Annotated in this window: 20 protein-coding genes and 1 tRNA gene; 7 read left to right on the forward strand and 14 right to left on the reverse strand. The window is 70.1% G+C overall.

Going from position 1 to position 20374, the window contains the following annotated elements; all coding sequences use genetic code 11:
• Window positions 1-151 precede the first annotated feature (151 nt).
• A complete protein-coding gene (locus tag GVL05_RS17560) occupies window positions 152-1669 on the reverse strand; it encodes a HAMP domain-containing sensor histidine kinase (RefSeq protein ID WP_159573978.1) in 1518 nt (505 codons plus the stop codon).
• A complete protein-coding gene (locus GVL05_RS17565) occupies window positions 1666-2400 on the reverse strand; it encodes a response regulator transcription factor (protein ID WP_197068690.1) in 735 nt (244 codons plus the stop codon). Before GVL05_RS17565 ends, GVL05_RS17560 begins: the two co-directional genes overlap by 4 nt.
• Before the next feature lie 110 nt (window positions 2401-2510).
• Here GVL05_RS17565 and GVL05_RS17570 point away from each other — a divergent pair, with 110 nt between their 5' ends.
• The 5 genes from GVL05_RS17570 (at window position 2511) to GVL05_RS17590 (ending at window position 8108) form a co-directional block, all read left to right on the forward strand.
• Window positions 2511-3548 carry an acyl-CoA dehydrogenase gene (locus tag GVL05_RS17570; RefSeq protein WP_159573979.1) on the forward strand — a complete coding sequence of 346 codons (1038 nt, stop codon included), beginning with the start codon at window positions 2511-2513 and terminating at the stop codon, window positions 3546-3548.
• Window positions 3545-4900 (forward strand): bifunctional PIG-L family deacetylase/class I SAM-dependent methyltransferase, encoded by a 1356-nt coding sequence (locus GVL05_RS17575; RefSeq protein ID WP_235036043.1) that lies wholly within the window; start codon window positions 3545-3547, stop codon window positions 4898-4900. Before GVL05_RS17570 ends, GVL05_RS17575 begins: the two co-directional genes overlap by 4 nt.
• On the forward strand, window positions 4897-5607 hold the full coding sequence (locus tag GVL05_RS17580; RefSeq protein ID WP_159573981.1) for a glycosyltransferase family 2 protein: 711 nt from the start codon (window positions 4897-4899) through the stop codon (window positions 5605-5607). The genes GVL05_RS17575 and GVL05_RS17580 overlap by 4 nt, the downstream gene beginning before the upstream one ends.
• Before the next feature lie 129 nt (window positions 5608-5736).
• On the forward strand, window positions 5737-7296 hold the full coding sequence (locus GVL05_RS17585; protein WP_131845691.1) for an ABC transporter permease: 1560 nt from the start codon (window positions 5737-5739) through the stop codon (window positions 7294-7296).
• Window positions 7297-7430: 134 nt separating this feature from the next.
• Complete coding sequence (locus GVL05_RS17590; RefSeq protein ID WP_111084468.1) at window positions 7431-8108, forward strand: ABC transporter ATP-binding protein; 678 nt, start codon at window positions 7431-7433, stop codon at window positions 8106-8108.
• 60 nt (window positions 8109-8168) lie between these two features.
• Here the strand turns inward: GVL05_RS17590 and GVL05_RS17595 are convergent, their stop codons facing one another.
• The 6 genes from GVL05_RS17595 to GVL05_RS17620 form a co-directional block, all read right to left on the reverse strand.
• Window positions 8169-9110 (reverse strand): hypothetical protein, encoded by a 942-nt coding sequence (locus tag GVL05_RS17595; protein WP_131845692.1) that lies wholly within the window; start codon window positions 9108-9110, stop codon window positions 8169-8171.
• A gap of 109 nt (window positions 9111-9219) precedes the next feature.
• Window positions 9220-10059, reverse strand: a complete 840-nt coding sequence (locus GVL05_RS17600; protein ID WP_111084253.1) for a carbohydrate ABC transporter permease — start codon at window positions 10057-10059, stop codon at window positions 9220-9222.
• Window positions 10052-11047, reverse strand: a complete 996-nt coding sequence (locus GVL05_RS17605; protein WP_111084254.1) for a carbohydrate ABC transporter permease — start codon at window positions 11045-11047, stop codon at window positions 10052-10054. The genes GVL05_RS17600 and GVL05_RS17605 overlap by 8 nt, the downstream gene beginning before the upstream one ends.
• 224 nt (window positions 11048-11271) lie before the next feature.
• Window positions 11272-12573, reverse strand: a complete 1302-nt coding sequence (locus tag GVL05_RS17610; RefSeq protein ID WP_131845694.1) for an ABC transporter substrate-binding protein — start codon at window positions 12571-12573, stop codon at window positions 11272-11274.
• Window positions 12574-12677: 104 nt separating this feature from the next.
• Window positions 12678-13823, reverse strand: a complete 1146-nt coding sequence (locus GVL05_RS17615) for a Gfo/Idh/MocA family protein (RefSeq protein WP_123938624.1) — start codon at window positions 13821-13823, stop codon at window positions 12678-12680.
• On the reverse strand, window positions 13820-14566 hold the full coding sequence (locus GVL05_RS17620) for a sugar phosphate isomerase/epimerase (RefSeq protein WP_123292112.1): 747 nt from the start codon (window positions 14564-14566) through the stop codon (window positions 13820-13822). Before GVL05_RS17620 ends, GVL05_RS17615 begins: the two co-directional genes overlap by 4 nt.
• A gap of 144 nt (window positions 14567-14710) precedes the next feature.
• Here GVL05_RS17620 and GVL05_RS17625 point away from each other — a divergent pair, with 144 nt between their 5' ends.
• The gene (locus GVL05_RS17625; RefSeq protein WP_200849266.1) at window positions 14711-15922 is read left to right on the forward strand and encodes an ROK family transcriptional regulator; all 1212 of its coding nucleotides are present in this window, start codon (window positions 14711-14713) and stop codon (window positions 15920-15922) included.
• Window positions 15923-15989: 67 nt separating this feature from the next.
• Window positions 15990-16673: a YqaJ viral recombinase family protein gene (locus GVL05_RS17630; RefSeq protein ID WP_159573982.1), complete on the forward strand. Its 684-nt coding sequence runs from the start codon at window positions 15990-15992 to the stop codon at window positions 16671-16673.
• Here the strand turns inward: GVL05_RS17630 and GVL05_RS17635 are convergent.
• From GVL05_RS17635 to GVL05_RS17660, 6 genes are all read right to left on the reverse strand, one after another.
• Window positions 16670-17278, reverse strand: coding sequence for a Pr6Pr family membrane protein (locus tag GVL05_RS17635; RefSeq protein ID WP_123938622.1), 609 nt, complete (start codon window positions 17276-17278; stop codon window positions 16670-16672). The two genes, GVL05_RS17630 and GVL05_RS17635, sit on opposite strands and share 4 nt — an antisense overlap.
• Window positions 17279-17364: 86 nt before the next feature.
• Window positions 17365-18054, reverse strand: coding sequence for a 50S ribosomal protein L1 (rplA, locus tag GVL05_RS17640; protein WP_123292110.1), 690 nt, complete (start codon window positions 18052-18054; stop codon window positions 17365-17367).
• 90 nt (window positions 18055-18144) lie between these two features.
• A complete protein-coding gene (rplK, locus tag GVL05_RS17645) occupies window positions 18145-18576 on the reverse strand; it encodes a 50S ribosomal protein L11 (RefSeq protein WP_022906459.1) in 432 nt (143 codons plus the stop codon).
• Between the two features lie 144 nt (window positions 18577-18720).
• On the reverse strand, window positions 18721-19734 hold the full coding sequence (nusG, locus tag GVL05_RS17650) for a transcription termination/antitermination protein NusG (protein ID WP_123672358.1): 1014 nt from the start codon (window positions 19732-19734) through the stop codon (window positions 18721-18723).
• A 119-nt stretch (window positions 19735-19853) separates the two neighbouring features.
• Window positions 19854-20132, reverse strand: a complete 279-nt coding sequence (gene secE, locus GVL05_RS17655; RefSeq protein ID WP_111084262.1) for a preprotein translocase subunit SecE — start codon at window positions 20130-20132, stop codon at window positions 19854-19856.
• Window positions 20133-20152: 20 nt separating this feature from the next.
• A tRNA-Trp gene (locus GVL05_RS17660) sits at window positions 20153-20225 on the reverse strand.
• Window positions 20226-20374 lie beyond the last annotated feature (149 nt).

The following is a 20374-nucleotide window of genomic DNA, read 5'->3' on the forward strand; positions in this document are numbered from 1 at the left end:
CCCCGACCGAACCACTCCACCGCAGCCACCCGCTGCGCACTCGTCAACGACGACGCGGTACCACCCACACGAACCATCCCCGGATCTCGAACCGACTAATCAGTCCAAGAACCGGGGACCAGTCCAGGGCCCGCCCCGCGCCTCCCCAGCGTCAGTGGGTCGCGTCCACCGCAGCGGGCGTCCCCGACCAATCAGCGGACACCGCAGCAGCGGCCGACGCTGCCGACTCCGACTCCGACCCCGCCGCAGCCGACGGATCCACCGGCAGGTGCACCGTGAACACGGTGTCGCCCGGCTCGCTCGCCACCTCGACGCTGCCGCCGTGCGCCTGCACGACCGCGTCCACGATCGCGAGCCCGAGCCCGGTCGACCCCACGGTGCGCGACCGGGAGCTGTCGGCACGGGCGAACCGCTCGAACAGCTTCGGCAGGAACTCCGGGTCGATGCCCTGGCCGGTGTCCCGCACGGTCAGGTCCACGCCGGGGCCGGACGGCGACGGCGCGAGACCCACGGTGATGCGGGTGCCCTCTGGTGTGTGGGTCCTGGCGTTGGTGACGAGGTTCACGATCACCTGGTGCAGGCGCGCGGCGTCCCCCACGACCACGACGGGTGAGGACGGCACGTCGATCTCGATGACGTGTTCCGGCGATGCTGCGTGGGCGTCGTTGACGGCGTCGAGCACGAGGCCGGTCAGGTCGACCTCGTCGAACTGGATCTCGCGCCCCTCGTCGAGGCGGGCGAGGAGCAGCAGGTCCTCGACCATCGACGTCATCCGGATCGACTCGGACTCGATGCGGCTCATGGCGTAGACGACGTCCTTCGGCAGGTCACCGCCCATCCGACGGGTGAGCTCGGCGTACCCGCGCACCGAGGCGAGCGGGGTGCGGAGCTCGTGCGAGGCGTCCGCGACGAACTGCCGGACCTTCTGCTCCGAGCGTTCCCGGGCCTGCATCGCGCTGCCGATGTGCCCGAGCATCCGATTGAAGGCGCTGCCGACCCGGCCCACCTCGGTGCGGGGGTCGGTGTCGGGCACGCGGACGCCGTCCAGGGCGTCACTGCGGTCGAGGGGCATCCGGGCCACGGTCGAGGCGGTCTCGGCGACGCGCTCGAGCGGGCGCAGCGAACGCCGGACCACGACGGCGGCGACGATCGACGCGGCGAGCAGCGCGGTGCCGACGACGATGACGACCACCCAGAACAGCGACCAGACGCTGGCGTAGACCGGGGCCATCGGCAGTCCGACGACCAGGACGGCGGGACCGACGGTGACGGCGGTGAGCCGGTAGCGCCCGATGTCCGAGCCGAGGTCGACGGTCTCCGGGTCGCCGCCCACGCGCACCTGGCCGAGAGCCGAGGCACTCGACTGCGTGATGGAGCTCGGTCGCCCGTAGTCGTCGAGGACGTTCGCGATGACGACCTGCCCGTCCACGAAGTAGGCGGTCAGGGTGCCGGCGGCCTGCCCCGACGGACGGGACAGGTCGATGCTCGGCTGCCCGCTCTGGTTCTGCTCGAGGTAGCGCTGCGCACGGTGGGTGGCGCTGGTGATCTGCTTGTCGATCGCACCCGTCTGGATCGACGAGAGCGCGATGATGCTCGCCGCCCCGATCACCGCGCTGACGGCGACGACGAGGGCGACGATGCTCAGGACGAGCCGGCGCCGGAGGGTCACGAGGTGGGCTTGATGACGTACCCGACGCCGCGCACCGTGTGGATCATCGGGGTTTCGCCGGCGTCGATCTTCTTCCGCAGGTACGAGATGTAGATCTCGACGACCGAGGACTTGCCGCCGAAGTCGTACGACCACACGCGGTCCAGGATCTGCGCCTTCGACAGCACGCGACGGGGGTTGCGCATCAGGAAGCGGAGGAGCTCGAACTCGGTCGCGGTCAGCTCGATCGGCCGGCCGGCACGGTGCACCTCGTACGACTCCTCGTCGAGCACCAGGTCGCCGACGACGATGCGGGAGTCGCCGGCCTCGGAGATCGAGATCTGCGAGCGGCGGATGAGGCCTCGCAGTCGCGCCACCACTTCCTCGAGCGAGAACGGCTTGGTGACGTAGTCGTCGCCGCCGGCGGTGAGCCCGGTCACGCGGTCCTCGACCGAGTCCTTCGCGGTGAGGAACAGCACCGGGGTGTCGTCGTTGTTCTGCCGCAGCCGGCTGAGCACCTGCAGGCCGTCGAGGTCCGGCATCATCACGTCGAGCACCATCGCGTCGGGCTTGAACTCCCGCGCCGTCGTCAGGGCGTCCTGCCCGCCGTTCGCGCTCTTGACGTCCCAGCCCTCGTAGCGGAGCGCCATGGACAACAGGTCGGTGAGGCTGGCTTCGTCGTCGACGACCAGGATGCGCAACGGGGTTCCGTCGGCACGCGTGAGGCGCGGGGCTGCTGCAGGCTGGGAGATGGTCACGTCTTCGAGTATCGAGGAATTCCTATGAGCTGTCTGTGGACCGCCCCTCCGCGCTCTGTGGATCGCTCCGAGTGCACTCGGCCGCTCCTTCGTAGGTTGGGGGGATGCTGCGATCCTCTGCTTGGCCACCGTCCGCCAGGCACGTCGACACCGCGGGGATCGAGGAGACGGCCGGGAGGCCCGGCTCGAGCCCGGCAGACCGTCTGACGGCCGCGCGCACACTCGCCGCCACCACCCCGCTTCTGTCCGCGGGGACCGCCGGCGGCTTCCTCACCACGCTCGCCGCCGTCGCCGCGGGCGACGTCGCGACCGCCCGCACCGTCGAACCCCACCTCGACGCGCTCGGCATCCTGCAGCAGGCCGACGTACCGGTCCCCGCCGACTCGACCTGGGGCGTCTTCGCCGCCGAGGGGCCGGGACTCCGCCTCGAGGCCGCGCTCCAGGACGACGGCACGGCGCTCCTCACCGGCACGAAGCCGTGGTGCTCCCTCGCGTCGACGCTGTCGCACGCGCTGGTGACCGCGCACGCCGGCGACGACCGTGTCCTCGTCGCGGTGGACCTGCGGCAGGACGGCGTCACCGCGCACGACGAGGCCTGGGTCGCCCGGGGCATGCCCGACGTGCCGAGCGGCCCGGTGGACTTCGACGGTGCCACGGCACGGCTCGTCGGTGCACCCGGTTGGTACCTGCGGCGACCGGGCTTCGCGTGGGGCGGCATCGGCGTCGCCGCGTGCTGGTGGGGCGGTGCGGTGGGCCTCGGCCGGGTCCTGCGCGCGCTGGCTGCGGCCCACCCGCAGTCCGAACTGCTGCAGGCCGCGCTCGGTGCGACCGTGCTCGACCTCGCGGACGCCGAGGACGCCCTCGCCGACGCCGCCGCACGGATCGACCGGTCCGGGGAGCCCGACGCCGCCGAGGTCGACTGGCCGCTGCTCGCCCAGACGGTGCGCTCCCGGGTGCGTCGGGCGGTGGACGCCGTGCGTGAGCGGGTCGTCGCCACCGTCGGACCGGCTCCCCTGACCTCGGACCCCGCGGTCGCGGCGCGGGTCGCCGACCTCGAGCTCTACGTGCTGCAGGACCACGGGGCTCGTGACCTCGCCCGGATCGGCCGCATCGTGACGGAGCGCGGCGGTGTCGCGTGGTGAGCTTCGACCACCGCGAGCCGGGCACCGACCCCGCGGCGTGGACACCGTTCCTCGACACACGGTCGGCCACACCCCTCGACCTGGACGGCATCGGCTCCGTGGTGGTCCTCGCGCCGCACCCCGACGACGAGACCCTCGGTGCCGGCGGGCTCATCGCGACCGCAGCCGACGCGGGACTCCCCACCCACGTCGTGCTCCTCACCCGCGGCGAGCGCTCGCACCCGGACTCCCCCACCACGACGGCGTCGGAGCTGGCCATCGTGCGCGACGACGAGTTCACCCGGGCCCTCGCCACGCTGCACCCCGGGGCGACGGCGTCGTCGGTCGGGATCCCCGACGGCGGGACGCGGGAGCACCGGGACGAGGTCACCGACGCCCTGCGGCGAGCGCTCGACGACGCGGTGCGGCCGACGCTCGTGGTGGCGCCGTGGCGCGGGGACGGTCACCGGGACCACCGCATCGCTGGTGAGGTCGCCGAAGCGGTCACCGCCGAGGCCGACGAGGTGTCGCTGCTGACGTACCCGATCTGGGCGTGGCACTGGGACGACCCGTCTGCGTCCGCACAGCCGTGGGACCGAGCTACGGTCCTGCCGTTGGCCGACGCCGTCCGGAAGCGGAAGCGCGCCGCCCTCGACGCCTACGCCTCGCAGGTCCGCCCGCTGTCCGGTGCCGCCGGGGACGAGGCGATCATCGACGACCGGCACGCCGCGCACCACCTGCGGTCGGCCGAGTGGTTCTTCGCGCCCGAGCCGACGGCGTCGCGCTCGCGGGAGTCGTTCGACGCGCACTACGAGCGGAAGCCGGAGGGCTGGGACTTCGAGCGCTCCTGGTACGAACGCCGCAAGCGGGCGGTGACGCTCGCCGCGCTCCCCCGCGAGCGGTACCGGTCCGCGCTCGAGCTCGGCTGCGCCACGGGCGTCCTCACCGCAGCGCTCGCCGAACGGGCCGACGCCGTGCTCGGCACCGACATCTCGGCCGCACCGTTGGCCCGGGCTGCCGTCCGTGCGCCGGGGGCCCGGTTCGTGCAGGCCTCGCTGCCCGCCGAGTGGCCGACGGGTCAGTGGGACCTCGTCGTCATGTCCGAGGTGGGCTACTACCTGTCCCCCGCCGACCTCGACGAGACGATCGACCGGGTGCTGGCGTCGCTCGACGACGACGGCGTGCTGGTCGCCTGCCACTGGCGCCACCCCGACGACGAGGCGGTGTCGAGCGGTGACGCGGTGGACGCCCGGCTCGCGGAACGGTGGCCACGACCGGCGCTCGTCCGCCACGTCGAACCGGACTTCGTGCTGAGCGTGCTGCCCGGCCCCGGCGTCGTGTCGGTCGCACGGGCCGAGGGACTCGTCCGGTGACCGCGCCCTCCGGCGTCACGCGGATCGACGTCGTGCTGCCCGCCCACGACGAGGAGGACCGCATCGCCGCCTGCCTCGACGCCCTGCTCGCCGCCCGCGCCCGACTCGCCGGGGAACACCCCGACGTGGCGGTCTCGGTGACGGTCGTGCTCGACGGCTGCACCGACGACACGGCGACGGTCGTCGAGCGCTTCCCCGTCGACGTCGTCGCGACCGCCCACGTCGGCGTCGGTCGGGCGCGGACCATCGGGGCCACGCACGCGCTCCGGCAGCACCCCGCCGACCCGGCGTCCCGCTGGCTCGCCCACACCGACGCGGACTCGCGGGTGCCGGAGGGCTGGCTGGTCCAGCAGGCCGATGCCCTCCGCTCCGGGGCGCACGTGCTCGTCGGCGCCGTCGTCCCCGACCCGGACGACCTGGACCCGGTCGTGCTCGCCCGGTGGACGCAGGCGCACCCGCCCGGTGCCGCGCTCGGGCACGTGCACGGCGCGAACCTCGGCGTGCTGGCATCGGCGTACCTGGCGCTCGGCGGGTTCGACCCCGTCCCCGAGCACGAGGACGTCCGGCTCGTCGATCGGGCGCACGCGATGGGGTTCCGCGTCGACGCGACGGTCGACCTGCCGGTGGTGACGAGCGGTCGGTTCGCCGGCCGGACGCCCGGCGGCTACGCGGAGCACCTGCGTCGGGCGTACGGCGACGCGAGCTGAGGGCCCCTTAGACAGCTCATAGGCTGCCGATGGGGCGGCCACTGACCGGCTGCCTACGTTCTCCTCCGTCGGCCCCGCCGTGCGCTCTGCGCGGCCGGTGACCCCAGCCGGCCACCACCGAGGAGAACCATGTTCCTGACGTACCTCAGGCGCGAACTCACGAACCGCAAGAAGCAGACCGTCATCATCGCGATCGGCATGGCGTTGGCCATCGCCCTCGTGGTCATCGTGTCCTCGATCGCGGGCGGCGTGAAGGCGGCCCAGTCCAGCGTCCTGCAGTCCGTGTACGGCGTCGGCACCGACATCACCGTCACGAAGACGACGACCCCGAGCGCGTCGGGCTCCGGTCGACCGAGCTTTGACTTCGGCAGCCAGAGCGGTGACGACAGCGACAGCAGCGGTTCGACCGACCTGTCGCAGTCACGGCTCGCCGTCGCCCGCGGCACGAGCACGCTCAGCGCCGCGAACCTCACGACCGTGACGGGCACCGACGGCGTCAAGGCGGCGACCGGTGTCCTGACCCTCGAGAACAGCACGTTCTCGGGGCAGGTCCAGCAGTCGACCGACGGCAGCAGCACGGACAGCAGCAGCTCCGACAGCAGCAGCACGGACAGCTCCACCCAGCAGGGGCCGCCGAGTGGCGACTCCGGCCAGGGCGGCGGCTTCGGGGGCGGTTCGTTCAACGTCGACTCGTTCACCGTGACCGGCATCCCGGTCTCCGGCGACGCCGTCGGCCCCCTGACCAGCACCGAGCTCACCAAGGGCCGCACGTTCACCGCGAAGGACGCCGGCAAGGACGTCGTCGTGCTGGACGCGTCCTACGCGAAGAGCGAGTCGAAGGCGGTCGGCGACACCGTCGACATCGGCGGCACCGACTTCGAGGTCATCGGCATCGTCACCTCGACCGGCTCGTCGTCGACGACCGGCTCGAACACCTACATCCCCCTCGACACCGCGCAGGCGCTGGCGGACCTGGACGGCAAGGTCACCTCGATCTACGTGTCCGCCGAGTCCTCGTCGGACGTCAGCGCGATCAAGACCGCCCTGCAGCAGAAGCTCACCACCGCCACGGTCTCCACCGAGTCCGACCTGGCGTCGAGCGTCTCCGGTTCGCTGAGCACCGCGTCGAGCCTCGTCTCGAACCTCGGCACCTGGCTGTCGATCGTCGTGCTGGCGGCGGCGTTCCTCATCGCGATCCTCTTCACGATCTCCGGCGTCACGAGGCGCACCCGCGAGTTCGGGACCCTCAAGGCCATCGGCTGGTCGAACGGCCGCATCACCCGGCAGGTCGCCGGCGAGTCCCTCGTGCAGGGCCTCATCGGCGGTGTCCTCGGCGCAGCAGCCGGCCTGATCGGCATCCTCGTGGTGAACATCATCAGCCCGACCATCTCGGCGAGCGCCTCGAGCACGACCGGTGGCGGCGGCGCAGGTGGCGGCGGTGGCATGCCCGGTGGCGCGGCGACCGCGGCCGCGGGCAGCGGTACGACGGGCGGCGCCCCGGCCGGCGGCTTCGGCGGCGGCGCGAGCACCGCGTCGACGACCGACGTGGTCCTGCACGCCCCGGTGACCGTCGAGGTCATCCTGCTGGCGATCGGCCTCGCGATCCTCGGTGGCCTCATCGCCGGCGCACTCGGCGGCTGGCGCGCGAGCAAGCTCCGTCCGGCCGAGGCACTGCGGAGCGTGGCCTGATGCCCGGCCCCGCCACCGGCGCGGTGCCGACCGCCGGACCCGCACCGACCCCGAGCACGCGACCAGAAGGAGCGACCGTGACCAGCACCGACACCGCACCCGGCCAGGCGGAGGCGAGCCGCGCCTCCAGTCCGATGTACCGGCTGACCAACGTCAGCAAGACGTACAAGCAGAAGAACCGCACCGTCACCGCCCTGACGAACGTGGACCTGACGATCCCGCAGGGACAGCTCGTGGCGATCCAGGGGCCGACCGGCGGCGGAAAGTCGACACTGCTGCAGATGCTCGGGGCACTCGACCGGCCGACGGCCGGCTCGATCCACCTCGGCGGCGACCGCGACGTGGCGAAGCTCGGCGACCGTGCGCTGACCGACCTGCGGGCGACGGAGATCGGCTTCGTGTTCCAGAGCTTCAACCTCATCCCGACGCTGACGGCGCTCGAGAACGTCGAGACGGCGTTCGCGGGGTCGCTCGCGAACCGGGCACGCTCGGAGATCCGCGAGCGGGCCACGGCCGCGCTCCGCGAGGTCGGGCTCGGCGAACGGATGGAGCACCTGCCGGCCGAGCTCTCCGGCGGGCAGCAGCAGCGCGTGGCGATCGCCCGTGCCCTGGTGAAGAACCCGAGCGTGCTGCTGGCGGACGAGCCGACCGGCGCGCTCGACGAGGGCACCCGCGACGAGATCATGGGGCTCATCGAGAAGCAGTGGAAGGAACGCGGGCTGACGGTCGTCATCGTCACGCACGACTCGTGGGTGGCGAAGCGGGCCGAGCGTCGCCTGCACCTCAAGCAGGGGCAGGTGCGCGAGGTCTGAGGTGACCCGAGTCTCGCGGTGGGCGACAGTCCTCGTGGCCACGAGCCCGAGGACTGTCGCTCAGACCGAGTCTCGACCCACGGGGTAGTCGCAGTAGGCGAACCAGCGGGAGTCCGGGGACCACGGCGGGACGTTGACCGTGCCCTGGCCGCCGTCGAGCACGACGAGGGTCTCCGGCACCGGCATGATCCGGGCGCCGCGGACGAGCGCCCCGGGCAGCCGCCGCAGTTCCACGCGGTGGTCGGCCGGGTGGCCCTGCACCCCCGGCTCGTAGGACAGGTAGAGCAGGTGCTCCCCGTCCGGCGAGACGTGCGGGAACCAGTTCACCCGGTCGTCGTTCGTGATCCGGACCGGGTCGGTCGCCCCCGGCCAGAGCGCGACGAGCTGCGCGGTGCCCGGCGTGAACCGCTCCGAGTTCCACACGAGCATCTCGCCCGCGAACGAGACGCCGTCGTCGGGGTGCTCGTCGCGGGTCAGGAACGTCGGTTCGCCGGTGGCGTGGTCGACGAGTGCGACGTCGGTGGTCCAGACGCCCGCCTCGGTGCGCTCCCCGACGATCGCCGCGAGGGTCTCCCCGTCCGGGGCGATGCCGTGCAGGTAGAACTTCCGGACGACCGGCAGCGCGGTGGTGACGTCGGTGAGGGTCGCGGCCGCTCCCCCGGCCGGCACGGGCACCCGGTAGAGGTCCCCGTCGCGGCCGCTCACCACGACCGAGTTGCCCGAGGGGTCGAGCACGTGGTCGTTGTTGATCTCGGGGACGCCGGGCATCGGCACCGGGACGAGCGCGGTCTCGTCGAGCACCTGCCCGCCGTCGGCGAGCGGCAGCAGCCACAGGTCGCCGTTCCCGTTCAGCACGAGGGTGCCGTCATCGAGCACGTTCGGCGCCTCGACGAGCACCGTCCTCGACTCGAACACCAGCCGCGATCTCCGCGACTCGAGGTCGTACACGTGCACCCGACTGGTCTGTCCTGGCCGCAGCTGCCGCCCGCGCGCTCCACTCATGCGCCCCATCCTGCCCGGAACGACGAGACTCGGGCTGAGCGACGTCTCTCGGGCGCGATGGCACGAGGACTGTCGCCCAGCCCGAGTCTCGGGGCCGGGGTGCGACCGGCTACTTCACCGCACCGGCGGTCAAGCCGGCCACGAACTGGCGCTGCACGATGAGGAACGCGATCACCACGGGGATGGACACGACCAGGGACGCGGCCATGATCTGGTTCCAGTACACGTTCGTCTGCGTGGAGTACTGCTGCAGACCGACCGCCAGGGTCTGCCCGTCGCCGTTGGTCATGACCGAGGCGAAGAGCACCTCGCCCCAGGCCGTCATGAACGAGTAGATGCCGACCGCGACCAGACCCGGGCGGGCCGAGGGCAGGATGACCCGGAAGAGGGCACCCATCGGGCCGGAACCGTCGACCATCGCGGCCTCGTCGAGCTCACGCGGGATCGTCTCGAAGTAGCCGGCGAGCATCCAGATCGAGAACGGGAGCGTGAACGTCAGGTACGTGATGATCAGGCCGGTCCAGCTGCCGACGAGCTGAATGCCGAGCGAGTTCCCGAGGTTCGTGAAGATGAGGAACAGCGGGAGCAGGAACAGCACGCCGGGGAACATCTGGGTGGAGAGCACCGCGGTGGTGAAGGTGCTCTTGCCCTTGAAGTTCCAGCGCGAGACACCGTAGGCGGCGAACGTCGCGATGATCAGCGAGAACACCGTGGCGACCGTGCAGACCACGAGCGAGTTCACGAAGTACTTGCCGAGCGGCACCGTCGACCACATGTCGATGAACGGCTGGATGGTGATGTTGGTCGGGATCCACGTGAAGTCGTTCTGCACGTCACCGAGCGGCTTGATGGCCGTGGTGATCATCACGTAGAGGGGCACGACCGTGAACAGGGTCAGGATGACAAGGGTCACGACCTTGAAGGACTTGGCGCCGAATGTCTCACGCACGGACGGACCTCCGGTTGGTCACGGCGAGGTAGATGCCGGTGACGATGAGCAGGAAGATGAGGAGCAGGACGCTCATCGCGGCACCGGAGCCGAAGTTCCAGGTGATGAAGGACGCGTTGTAGATGTGGAAGCTCAGCAGGTCCGCGGCCGGGGGCTGCGCGGTCGAGCCGAACAGCACGAACGGCGTGTTGAAGTCGTTGAAGGTCCAGAGGAACATCACGAGCACGAGCGTCACGTTGACCGGGCGGACCATCGGCAGCGTGATCGAGCGCCACTGCCGGAACGGCTTCGCGCCGTCGACCGAGGCGGCCTCGTACACGTCGTTCGGCACGGACTGCAGGCCGGCCATCAGCATCAGGAACGCGAAGGGCCAGGTCTTCCAGATCGCCACGACGACGACGGAGACGAAGGCGTTCGAGCCGATCAGCCAGAACGGGCCGGTGCCGTTGAACAGGTGCAACTGGTCGACCAGGACGTGGTTCACCGCGCCGGAGTCACGCTGGAACATGAACTTCCAGGTGATGATGCCGGCGTACATCGGCAGCGCGTACGGCACCAGGAACAGGGTGCGGAACAGCCCGCGGCCCCGGAACGGCTTCTGCAGTGCGACCGCGGCGGCCATGCCGAAGGTCCAGGAGAGGCCGACGACGAGCACCGTGAAGCCGCAGGTGATCAGGAAGGAGTGCAGGACGCCCTTGCCGATCGCCTGGTCGAAGTCGACGACGACCGAGTAGTTGTGCAGTCCCGCGAAGGGAGCGGCGCCCCAGTTGGCGATGAAGTACTTGGTGAGCTGGATGAACGAGATCCAGATGCCGGTGAGCATCGGGACGATGTGGATGAGCAGCTCGAACAGGATGGCCGGCGCGACGAGCGCGTAGGGCAGCCAGTTGGTCTTGCGCTTGCGACCTGGCGGACGGCCCGACAGCGTCGAGCCCTTCGTGTGCGTCAGGTCGATGCGCTCCGCATCGGGCAGGACCGTCGTGGACATGGGCGGGGGCCTTTCGGCAGGAGGGGGTTCGGGTGCTTCGCACCCCGGTCCGTGGCAGCGGACGGGAGGCACGGCGTGCGTGAGACGGGACGCTCACTGCCGGCGGATGGCCGGCTCTGGGACTGTGGGGCCGGTGACGACCTGCCCCGGCGGGTCCGGCTCTGGACGCGAGGGGCGGAGGCCCGGGGCGTCCTTGCGGACGCGCCCCGGGCCTCCTGGGTGGATCAGCCGTTCGCCTGGGACACCTGGTCCTGGGCGGTCTGCAGCGCGGTCTTGATGTCGCTGTCGGACACGGAGCCGCCGGTGGCGATCTTGGCGAACATGTCGTTCATCGCCTTGCCGACGGTGGACTCGAACTGGTCCTCGGCGGGGACCAGCGGGAGGGGCTTGGCCTTGTTGTTGTAGATGTCGAGGAACGTCTTCGTCTGCTCGTCGGTGACCGAGTCGGCCGCGGCGGCGAGCACCGGGAGGGCCGAGTACGGCTTGTCGAGCGTGGTCTGCGTGTCCGCGCTCGTCATGTACTTGACGAACTTGAGCGCGCCGTCCTTGTTCTTCGTGTTCTTGAAGATCGACAGGTTGATGCCGGCCGGGAACGACGCGATGTCCTTGCCGTCAGCGGTGGTCGGGAACGGCACGACGCCGAACTCGTCCGTCTTCATGCCCTGCGAGGTGATGGTCGCGTTCGCGTTGTTCTGCGTCAGCATCATCGCGGCCTTGCCGTTCGCGAAGTCCGACACGGCCTGCGTGCCGTTGTCGTACTGCGCGTTCGAGGTGTTGACGACCTTGTCGGACTGCATCAGGTCGAGGTAGCGCTTGATGCCGTCGACGTTGCCCTTCTCGGTGAACGTGGGCTTGCCGTCCTTGTCGAACCACTCGCCGCCGTTCTGCGCCGAGGTGATGAACGCGAAGTGCGCGTTCTCGGTGTACGAACCACCGGCGATGGTGAAGCCGTACTTGCCACCGGTGGTGAGCTTCTTGGCGTCCGCCGTCAGGTCCTCCCACGTGGTGGGTGCCTCGACGCCAGCTGCCTTGAACATCGCCTTGTTGTAGTACAGGCCGTACGCGAGGCCGTAGAGCGGGACGCTCGTGACGGTCTTGCCGGGGGCGCCGCCGGTGGAGAGCGCGACCTTGCCGAACTTGTCGGCACCGCCGATCGCCTTCATCTCGGAGTCGCCGTACTCCTGGAACGCACCGGTCGCCTGGAGCGAGGTGGCCCAGGTGTTGCCGATGTTGACGACGTCCGGGCCCTGGCCCGAGGTGACGGCGGTCTGGATCTTCGTCTGCAGGTCGTTCCAGCCGATGACCTGGAGGTCGACCTTGATCCCGGTCTCCTTCGTGAACTTCTTGAGGACGGGGGTCAGCACCTCCTTGTCGTTCTGGAGCGACGTGCCCTGGTTGGACGCCCAGTAGGTGAGCGTCTTGGAGTCGCCGGAGGAACCGGACGATCCGGAGGAGCAGGCTGCGAGGCCGGTCACGGTGAGTGCGGCGGCCGCGGTGATGGCCAGTGCGCGGATGGCAGTGCGCATGACTCTCTACTTTCTCGTCGTTGAGATGGTGCAGGGATGGTGCAGGGGTGGTGCGGGATGGATCTTCGGGTGCTGCTGTGGTGTGCGGGGCGGATCCGGGCCGGTCAGGCCAGGGTCTGCTCCGCGGGGTCCCAACCCTCTGGGAGGGTCTGGGAGGGCGACACGGTGCTCTCGACGAGCACCGCCTCGCCACGTTCTGCCGCCTCGGCGATGGAGACCATCACGTCGAGGACGTGGAAGGCGAGGGCGCCGGGGACCCGGTTCTCGTCGCCTGCGCGGAGCGAGCGGGCGAGGTCGACCACGCCGGTGCCGCGCGAGTAGGTGGAGCCGACCGCGGGGATCGTCTCGGGCTCCTCGGCGCCGAGCGCGTACAGCTCGGTGTCGCCGTCGAAGTTGTTCGGGTCCGGGAACACGACGGTGCCGGTCTCGCCCGCGATCTCGACGACGCCCGTGCGACCGCGGTCCGACTCGAACGAGAAGACGCTCTGCGCGCTCCCGCCGTCCTCGAACTCGATCAGCGCGGAGTGGTTCGTCGGGACGTCGACGGGGAACTCGGTGCCCGCCTTCGGGCCGGAGCCGATCGTGCGCGTGGCGCGGGACTTCGACGCCGTCGCCGTGACCTTCTTCACCGGACCGAACGTCTGCACCAGGGTGGTGATGTAGTACGGGCCGATGTCGAACAGCGGGCCGGCACCGTACGCGAAGAGGAACTCGGGGCTCGGGTGCCAGGACTCCGGGCCGGGGCTCTGGAAGAGCGTCAGGCCGTTGAGCGGCTTGCCGATGCGGCCGTCGCGGATGGTGCGGAGCGCGGTCTGCAGGCCGGCACCGAGGAAGGTGTCGGGTGCGACGCTGACGGTCTTGCCCGCGGCGCGTGCGGCGTCACGGAGTTCGGTCGCGCTCTCGCGGTCGAGGGCGTAGGGCTTCTCGCCCCACACGTGCTTGCCGGCGGCGAGGACCTGCAGGGCGACCTCGACGTGGGCGGCCGGGATCGTGAGGTTGACGACGATCTCGATGTCGTCGTCGGCCAGGAGCTCCTCGACGGTGCCCGACCCGGCGACGCCCCACTTCTCGGCCTGGGCGGCTGCGCGCGGCAGGTCGATGTCGGCGATGAAGCGCACCTCGACGTCGGGGAAGACGGTGAGGTTCGACAGGTACTGGTCGGAGATGACCCCGGCGCCGATGACGCCGACGCCGACGCGGCCGGTCCGGGTGCTGCTGTCGAGGGCGGTGGAGGCCGTGGTGTCGGTCATGCGCGGGCCCCCTCGAGGAACGTGTAGGAGTCGGCGACCGCCTGGAAGACGTCGCCCTCGTGGCCGTCGAGCTCGACGACGTGGAGTGCGTCGGGTGCGGCGGCGAGGATCTCGCGGATCGGCATGATGCCGTTGCCCACGGCGACCTGCTTGTCGTCGTCGTGGGAGCCGTCGCCGTCCTTGACGTGCAGGAACTCGATCTTGTCGCCGTACTTGCCGATGATCGCCACCGGGTCGTCACCGCCGACCGTGACCCAGTAGGTGTCGAGCTCGAGCACGACGTCGTCGGACAGCGCGTCGGCGAAGACCTCGTAGGCGCTGACGCCGTCGATGCGGTTCGAGAACTCGAACGCGTGGTTGTGGTAGCCGAGCACCAGGCCGTGGTCGGCCGCGCGGGGGGCGAGGGCGCTGAGTTCGCGGGCGATGGCCTCGACGTCCTCGCGGGTGGTCCAGCGGGCCTCGTCGATGTGCGGGTCGATGAGGGTGCCGAGTCCGACGGTGACGCTCGCGTGGAAGATCCGCTCGAGGTCCTGCTCGCCGGCGTCCAGCAGTCGTGCGTGTCCGCTCGGGGCGGCGAGTCCGGCGTCGCGGAGCGCGGCGGCGAGTTCGTCGGCGTTGTCGACGAATCCGAAGGCCTCGACGTTCGTGTAGCCGATGTCGGCGATGCGCTGGAGCGTGCCGGGTAGGTCGGCCGAGAGGGCGTCGCGGACGGTGTAGAGCTGAACCGAGATCGGTTGGGTCACCAGGGGTTCTCCTCGTCGAGATGGTGCGGTCGTCACTGACCGAGCGTCACACTATGACCACTTCTGTCGGCGGTCAAGCAGAAGTTCGTGGAAGGTCGACGAACTTCGTTGCGTGGCGCGTTCGATGTGTGCTTCACTCCCCCCATGGTCGACTTGACTCGGACGGCAGCGTCGCCTCCGGTCGGGACGAGCGAGCTCTTCCAGATCCTCCGCGACGGCGTGCCGCGGACCCGGGCCGAGCTCGCCGCACTGACAGGACTCGCACGCTCCACCATCGGCGTGCGCCTGGACTCCCTCATCGAGGTCGGTCTCGTCGGCCCCGTCGACACCGCCGTCTCCACCGGAGGACGGCCGCCCGCCCAGGTGGCGCTGAAGCCCCGCGCCCGGCTCGTGATCGCCGCCGACCTCGGCGCCTCGCACGGCCGTGTCGCCGTCACCGACCTGGTCGCCGCCCCGCTCGCCACCCGTGAAGCACGCATCGACATCGCCGCCGGCCCGGTGGAGACCCTGTCGTGGCTGGTCGCCACCATCGACGAGCTGCTCGACGAGGTCGGTCGCGCCCGACAGGACGTCATCGCCATCGGGATCGGCGTGCCCGGTCCGGTGGAGTTCTCGACCGGACGCCCGGCGAACCCGCCGATCATGCCCGGGTGGGACGGCTTCGACGTGCCGTCGTGGCTCCGCCAGCACATCGCGGCGCACGTCCTGCTCGACAACGACGTGAACATCGCGGCCCTCGGCGAACGGGAGCACGGCTGGCCCGACGTCGACCACCTGTTGTTCGTCAAGGTCGCCACCGGCATCGGGTCCGGCATCGTGTCGGACGGCGAGCTGCAACGCGGTGCCCAGGGCACCGCCGGTGACATCGGCCACGTGCGGGTGTCCCGCGCCGGCGACGTCCCCTGCCACTGCGGCAACACCGGGTGCCTCGAGGCGGTCGCGTCCGGTCCGGCGATCGCCCGTGCCCTGCGTTCGAAGGGGCACGACGCCCACACCGGCGCCGACGTGCTGGACCTGGTGAACCGCTCCGACCTCGACGCGATCTACGCCGTCCGACAGGCAGGCCGCGACATCGGCGAGGTGCTCGCGACGTGCGTCTCGCTCATGAACCCGTCGGTGATCGTCCTGGGCGGCTCGATCACGCAGGCCGGTGAGCACCTGCTCGCCGGCGTCCGTGAGGTCGTCTACTCGCGGTCGATGCCGCTCGCCACCGAGCACCTCGTCATCGCCCAGTCGCGTGCGGGGTCGCTCGCCGCGCTGCAGGGCGCGGCGGCGCTCGCGATCGGCTACGCGCTCTCCCCCGCCGGGGTCGACGAGCTGGTCGCCTACGCCGAGGGGCGTGAGCTGGTCTCCTGACGTGTGCGCTGCGCCTCGTGAGCGCGTCGGATTCGGTCCTGCCGGTGGTCGGGGGGAGAATCGACGGGTGACGATCGTGCAGCCCACCCTGTGGGGCGACCTGGACCCCGGTCTGGAGGCGCCTTCTGCCTCCGCCACGCCGGCTTCGGTCCCGGGGCGCGACGCGTTCACCGCCCTTCGCGGCCACACCGAGCGGATCGTCGCGCACTCCTCGGACCGCTTCGCCTGGCTCCGCGCCCGCGCCGCGGGCATCACCGCGACCGACGTCGCACGGCTCGCCTCGCTGCACGCGGTCGAGGCCGTCGTCACCGAGAAGCGCTACGGCTCACGGTTCTCCGGCAACGCGTTCACCGAGCACGGCAAGGACCGCGAGCCCCACATCGCCGCCTGGGTCGCGGCCACCCACGGCATCCAGCCCTCGGCGCACCTGTTCCACGCCGCTGCGAACCGGGCGCACCTCGCCACCCCCGACGGTGTCGGTGTCCAGGGCTCGCGGGTGGTGCTCGCCGAGATCAAGACCACCGCGAAGGGCTGGCGGAGCATCCCCCGGCACTACCTGCGGCAGATCTGGTGGCAGCAGTACGTGCTCGGTGCCGACCGCACCCTGTTCGTCTGGGAGCGCCACGACGGCTTCGTCCCCGTCGCCGACGAGCCCGAGTGCCGCTGGGTCGACCGTGACGACGACCAGATCCGCGGACTCGTGCAGCTCGCCGACCTGGTGCTCGACAAACTGCGCGACTTCCGTTCCTAGACCTTGACGAGTCGGAGCCGGCTCATCCCCACGACGAGGACGCCGAGCAACCCGATCGAGACGCCCACGCCGACGCAGTAGATCGCCACGACCCCGTACCCCTGCGCGGGGTCGAGGAACGGGTACGGCACCCAGCCGTCGGTCGCGCCCCGGATCAGGATGACGATCGTCCACACCGCCGGGTAGATCAGGAACCACCAGACGTGGCGGAGGAGCAGCTTCGACCGGTCGGAGAACAGCAGCCAGTCGAGGACCGCGTACGCGGGGATGACCTTGTGCAGCACGTCGTTCGACCACTGGACGCTCGCCGACACGTCGACGTTCGTCAGCAGGGTGTTGTAGACGATCCCGGTCGTGGCGATGTAGACCGTGCCGGCGCCCCGGAGCAGGCTCACCCGCAGGTCCCCACGCTTGCGGCGGGCCGAGGCGACGAGGGTCACCGCCAGGGCCACGGCGATGATGACGTTCGACTGGATCGTGAAGTAGCCGAAGAAGTTCCACGGGTTGTAGACGTCCGTCTTCGAGCTGACGAGCCACTGGGCGACGATCGCGACGACGACGGCGATGACGGCGATCAACCGGAGCGAGTTCACGAGGGTGCGCACGAGACCACGCTACCGGGACGCGCGCCCCTGCACGCGAAAAGGGCCCGCACCGTTGCCGGTGCGGGCCCTTCTGCGAGTCAGTGGACTCAGATGCTGTTGACGTCCAGCGGGATGCCAGGGCCGAAGGTCGTCGAGACGGCGCCCTTCATGACGTAACGGCCCTTCGAGGAGCTCGGCTTGAGGCGGTTGATCTCCTCGAGCGCGGTCGAGATGTTCTCGTCGAGCTGCTCCGGCGTGAACGAGGCCTTGCCGACGACGAAGTGCACGTTGGCGTGCTTGTCGACGCGGAACTCGATCTTGCCGCCCTTGATGTCGTTGACGGCCTGCGCCACGTTCGGGGTCACGGTGCCGGTCTTCGGGTTCGGCATGAGGCCACGCGGGCCGAGCACCTTGCCGAGACGACCGACCTTGCCCATGAGCTCGGGCGTCGCGACGGCGGAGTCGAAGGACGTGTAGCCCTCGGCGACCTTCGCGATGAGCTCGTCGCCACCGACCTCGTCGGCGCCGGCTGCGATCGCGGCCTCGGCCGCTGCACCCGTCGCGAACACGATGACGCGGGCGGTCTTGCCCGTGCCGTGCGGCAGGATGACCGTGCCGCGGACCATCTGGTCCGCCTTGCGCGGGTCGACGCCGAGCTTCAGTGCGACCTCGACCGTGGAGTCGGTCTTCGCAGAGCCGGTCTCCTTGGCCAGGGCGACTGCCTCGGTCGGGGTGTAGAACTTGTCGGCCTCGATCTTCGCGGCCGCGGCTTCGTAGGCCTTGGACTTCTTCGCCATGGTGGTCTCCTTGCGAGATACGTGGTTGACGAGCCGGCGCGGCTCTCCCACGGAAAGGTGTCTGGGTGTGGGCCGGAGCCCGATCGGTGCTTAGGCCTCGACCGTGATGCCCATCGAGCGTGCGGTGCCGGCGATGATCTTCGCGGCCTGCTCGATGTCGTTGGCGTTCAGGTCGGCCTGCTTGGTCTCGGCGATCTGACGGACCTGGTCCATCGAGATCTTCGCGACCTTGACCGTGTGCGGGGTCGCGGACCCCTTCTGCACACCAGCAGCCTTCTTGATGAGCTCAGCGGCCGGCGGGGTCTTGAGGACGAACGTGAACGAACGGTCCTCGTAGACGGTGATCTCGACCGGCACGACGTTGCCACGCTGCGACTCGGTCGCCGCGTTGTACGCCTTGCAGAACTCCATGATGTTGACGCCGTGCTGACCGAGTGCCGGACCGATCGGCGGGGCCGGGTTGGCGGCTCCCGCGTTGATCTGCAGCTTGATCAGGCCCGTGACCTTCTTCTTCGGTGCCATGACTTGTCTTCCTCCTGGAATCGAACGCACGGGGATCCGTGCACTCTCCCGCTGGTCCGGCCGTTCCGGACCGCGGTGAAGGCCCACACGCACGAGGCGTGCGGGCCCAAACTCGATGAGTCTACCCGAACGGGGAGACCTGGACTAGAGCTTCGTGACCTGGTCGAAGCTGAGCTCGACCGGGGTCTCGCGCTCGAACAGCGAGACGAGGACGGTGAGCTTGCCGCTCTCCGGCTTGATCTCGGAGATCGAACCCGGCAGGCCCGCGAACGAGCCTTCCTTGATGGTGATCGTCTCGCCGACCTCGAAGTCGACCTCGGCCGCGGGCTGCGCCTGCAGGGAACCGCCGGACTTCGAGCCACCCTTGGTCGGGGCGGCCTCGGCGACCTGCACGAGGGACTTGAGCATGCCGAACGCCTCGTCGAAACGGAGCGGCGTCGGGTTGTGAGCGTTGCCGACGAAGCCGGTGACACCGGGGGTGTGCCGGACGACGGACCACGAGTCCTCGTTGAGGTCCATGCGGACGAGCACGTACGAGGGGATCCGAACGCGGGTGACCAGCTTGCGCTGCCCGTTCTTGATCTCGACGACGTCCTCCATCGGGACCTCGACCTGGTAGATCGACTCCTCCATCGACATCGACACCATGCGGTTCTCGATGTTCGACTTCACGCGGCGCTCGAAGCCCGCGTAGGAGTGGATGACGTACCACTTGCCCGGCTTCATCCGCAGCTCGACCTTGAAGGCCTCGTACGGGTCGACCTCGGCCTCTTCGGCGTCGTCGTCTTCGGCGTCGATCGCTTCGTCGGCGGCGAGGGTCTCGTTCGCCTCTTCGGCGGTCTCGGACTCGAGTTCGATCTCTTCCTCGTCCTCGACGGCCTCCACCGCGGCCTCGGCCTCGTCGGTGGAGTCGATCTCGAGGGCGTCCTCGACGACGGCGTCGGCCTCGGGGTCCTTGGACTCCTGCAGTGCCGTCAGCTCCTCGTCGATGCCGAGGGACTCGTCGTCCTCGGACTCGACGGAGATCGCGCGCTCCTCGGCGGACTCGGCGGAGCGCTCCTCGCCGGTCTCGACGTCGCCTTCCTGGTTCTCCTCGACCTCGGAGGACTGCTCGGCAGCCGTCGCGAGGTCGATGTCGTCGCGGGAGTAGTCAGACACAGTCGATTCTTTCCGTTCGGTGGTGCGGGTCGGGATGGCGGACGGTCCTGGTCACGATCGGCACCGTCTCGGGCGACCGTACTCCAGTGGACTGCCGCACTCGGCAGTCGACGTCCGGGTCAGGCCGTGGGCCCGTTGCCGAAGACGTACCCGACGCCGAGACCGAACACGAAGTCGAGGATCGACACCAGGATCATCATCACGACGACGAAGACGAGCACGACCAGCGTGTAGCTGAAGAGCTCCTTGCGGGTCGGCGTCACGACCTTGCGCAGTTCGCCGATCACCTGACGGATGAAGAGCACGATGGCAGCGATCGGACCCCGGCGCTCGGCCCGGTCCTGCTTCGCCTTGGCGACGACGTCGTCCGCCGTCGTCTCCATGTCTTTGCTCGCCAACTTCTACCCTTCCAGAGTTGCAGGGCGGACAGGACTCGAACCTGCAACCTGCGGTTTTGGAGACCGCTGCTCTACCAATTGAGCCACCGCCCTTCAGAGCACGTCCGTCACCGATCGTGTTCCGGTGGTCGAGTGTACGGGAGTCCGTCACACGGTGTCCACTTGGCCCCCTCCACGGCGTGCCGCGCCGATAGGCTGGCCCCCGTGAGCACCGCAGCCCCCGGCCCCGAGTCCACCGCAAC

It is taken from the genome of Curtobacterium sp. 18060, assembly GCF_902706105.1.
GTDB lineage: Bacteria > Actinomycetota > Actinomycetes > Actinomycetales > Microbacteriaceae > Curtobacterium.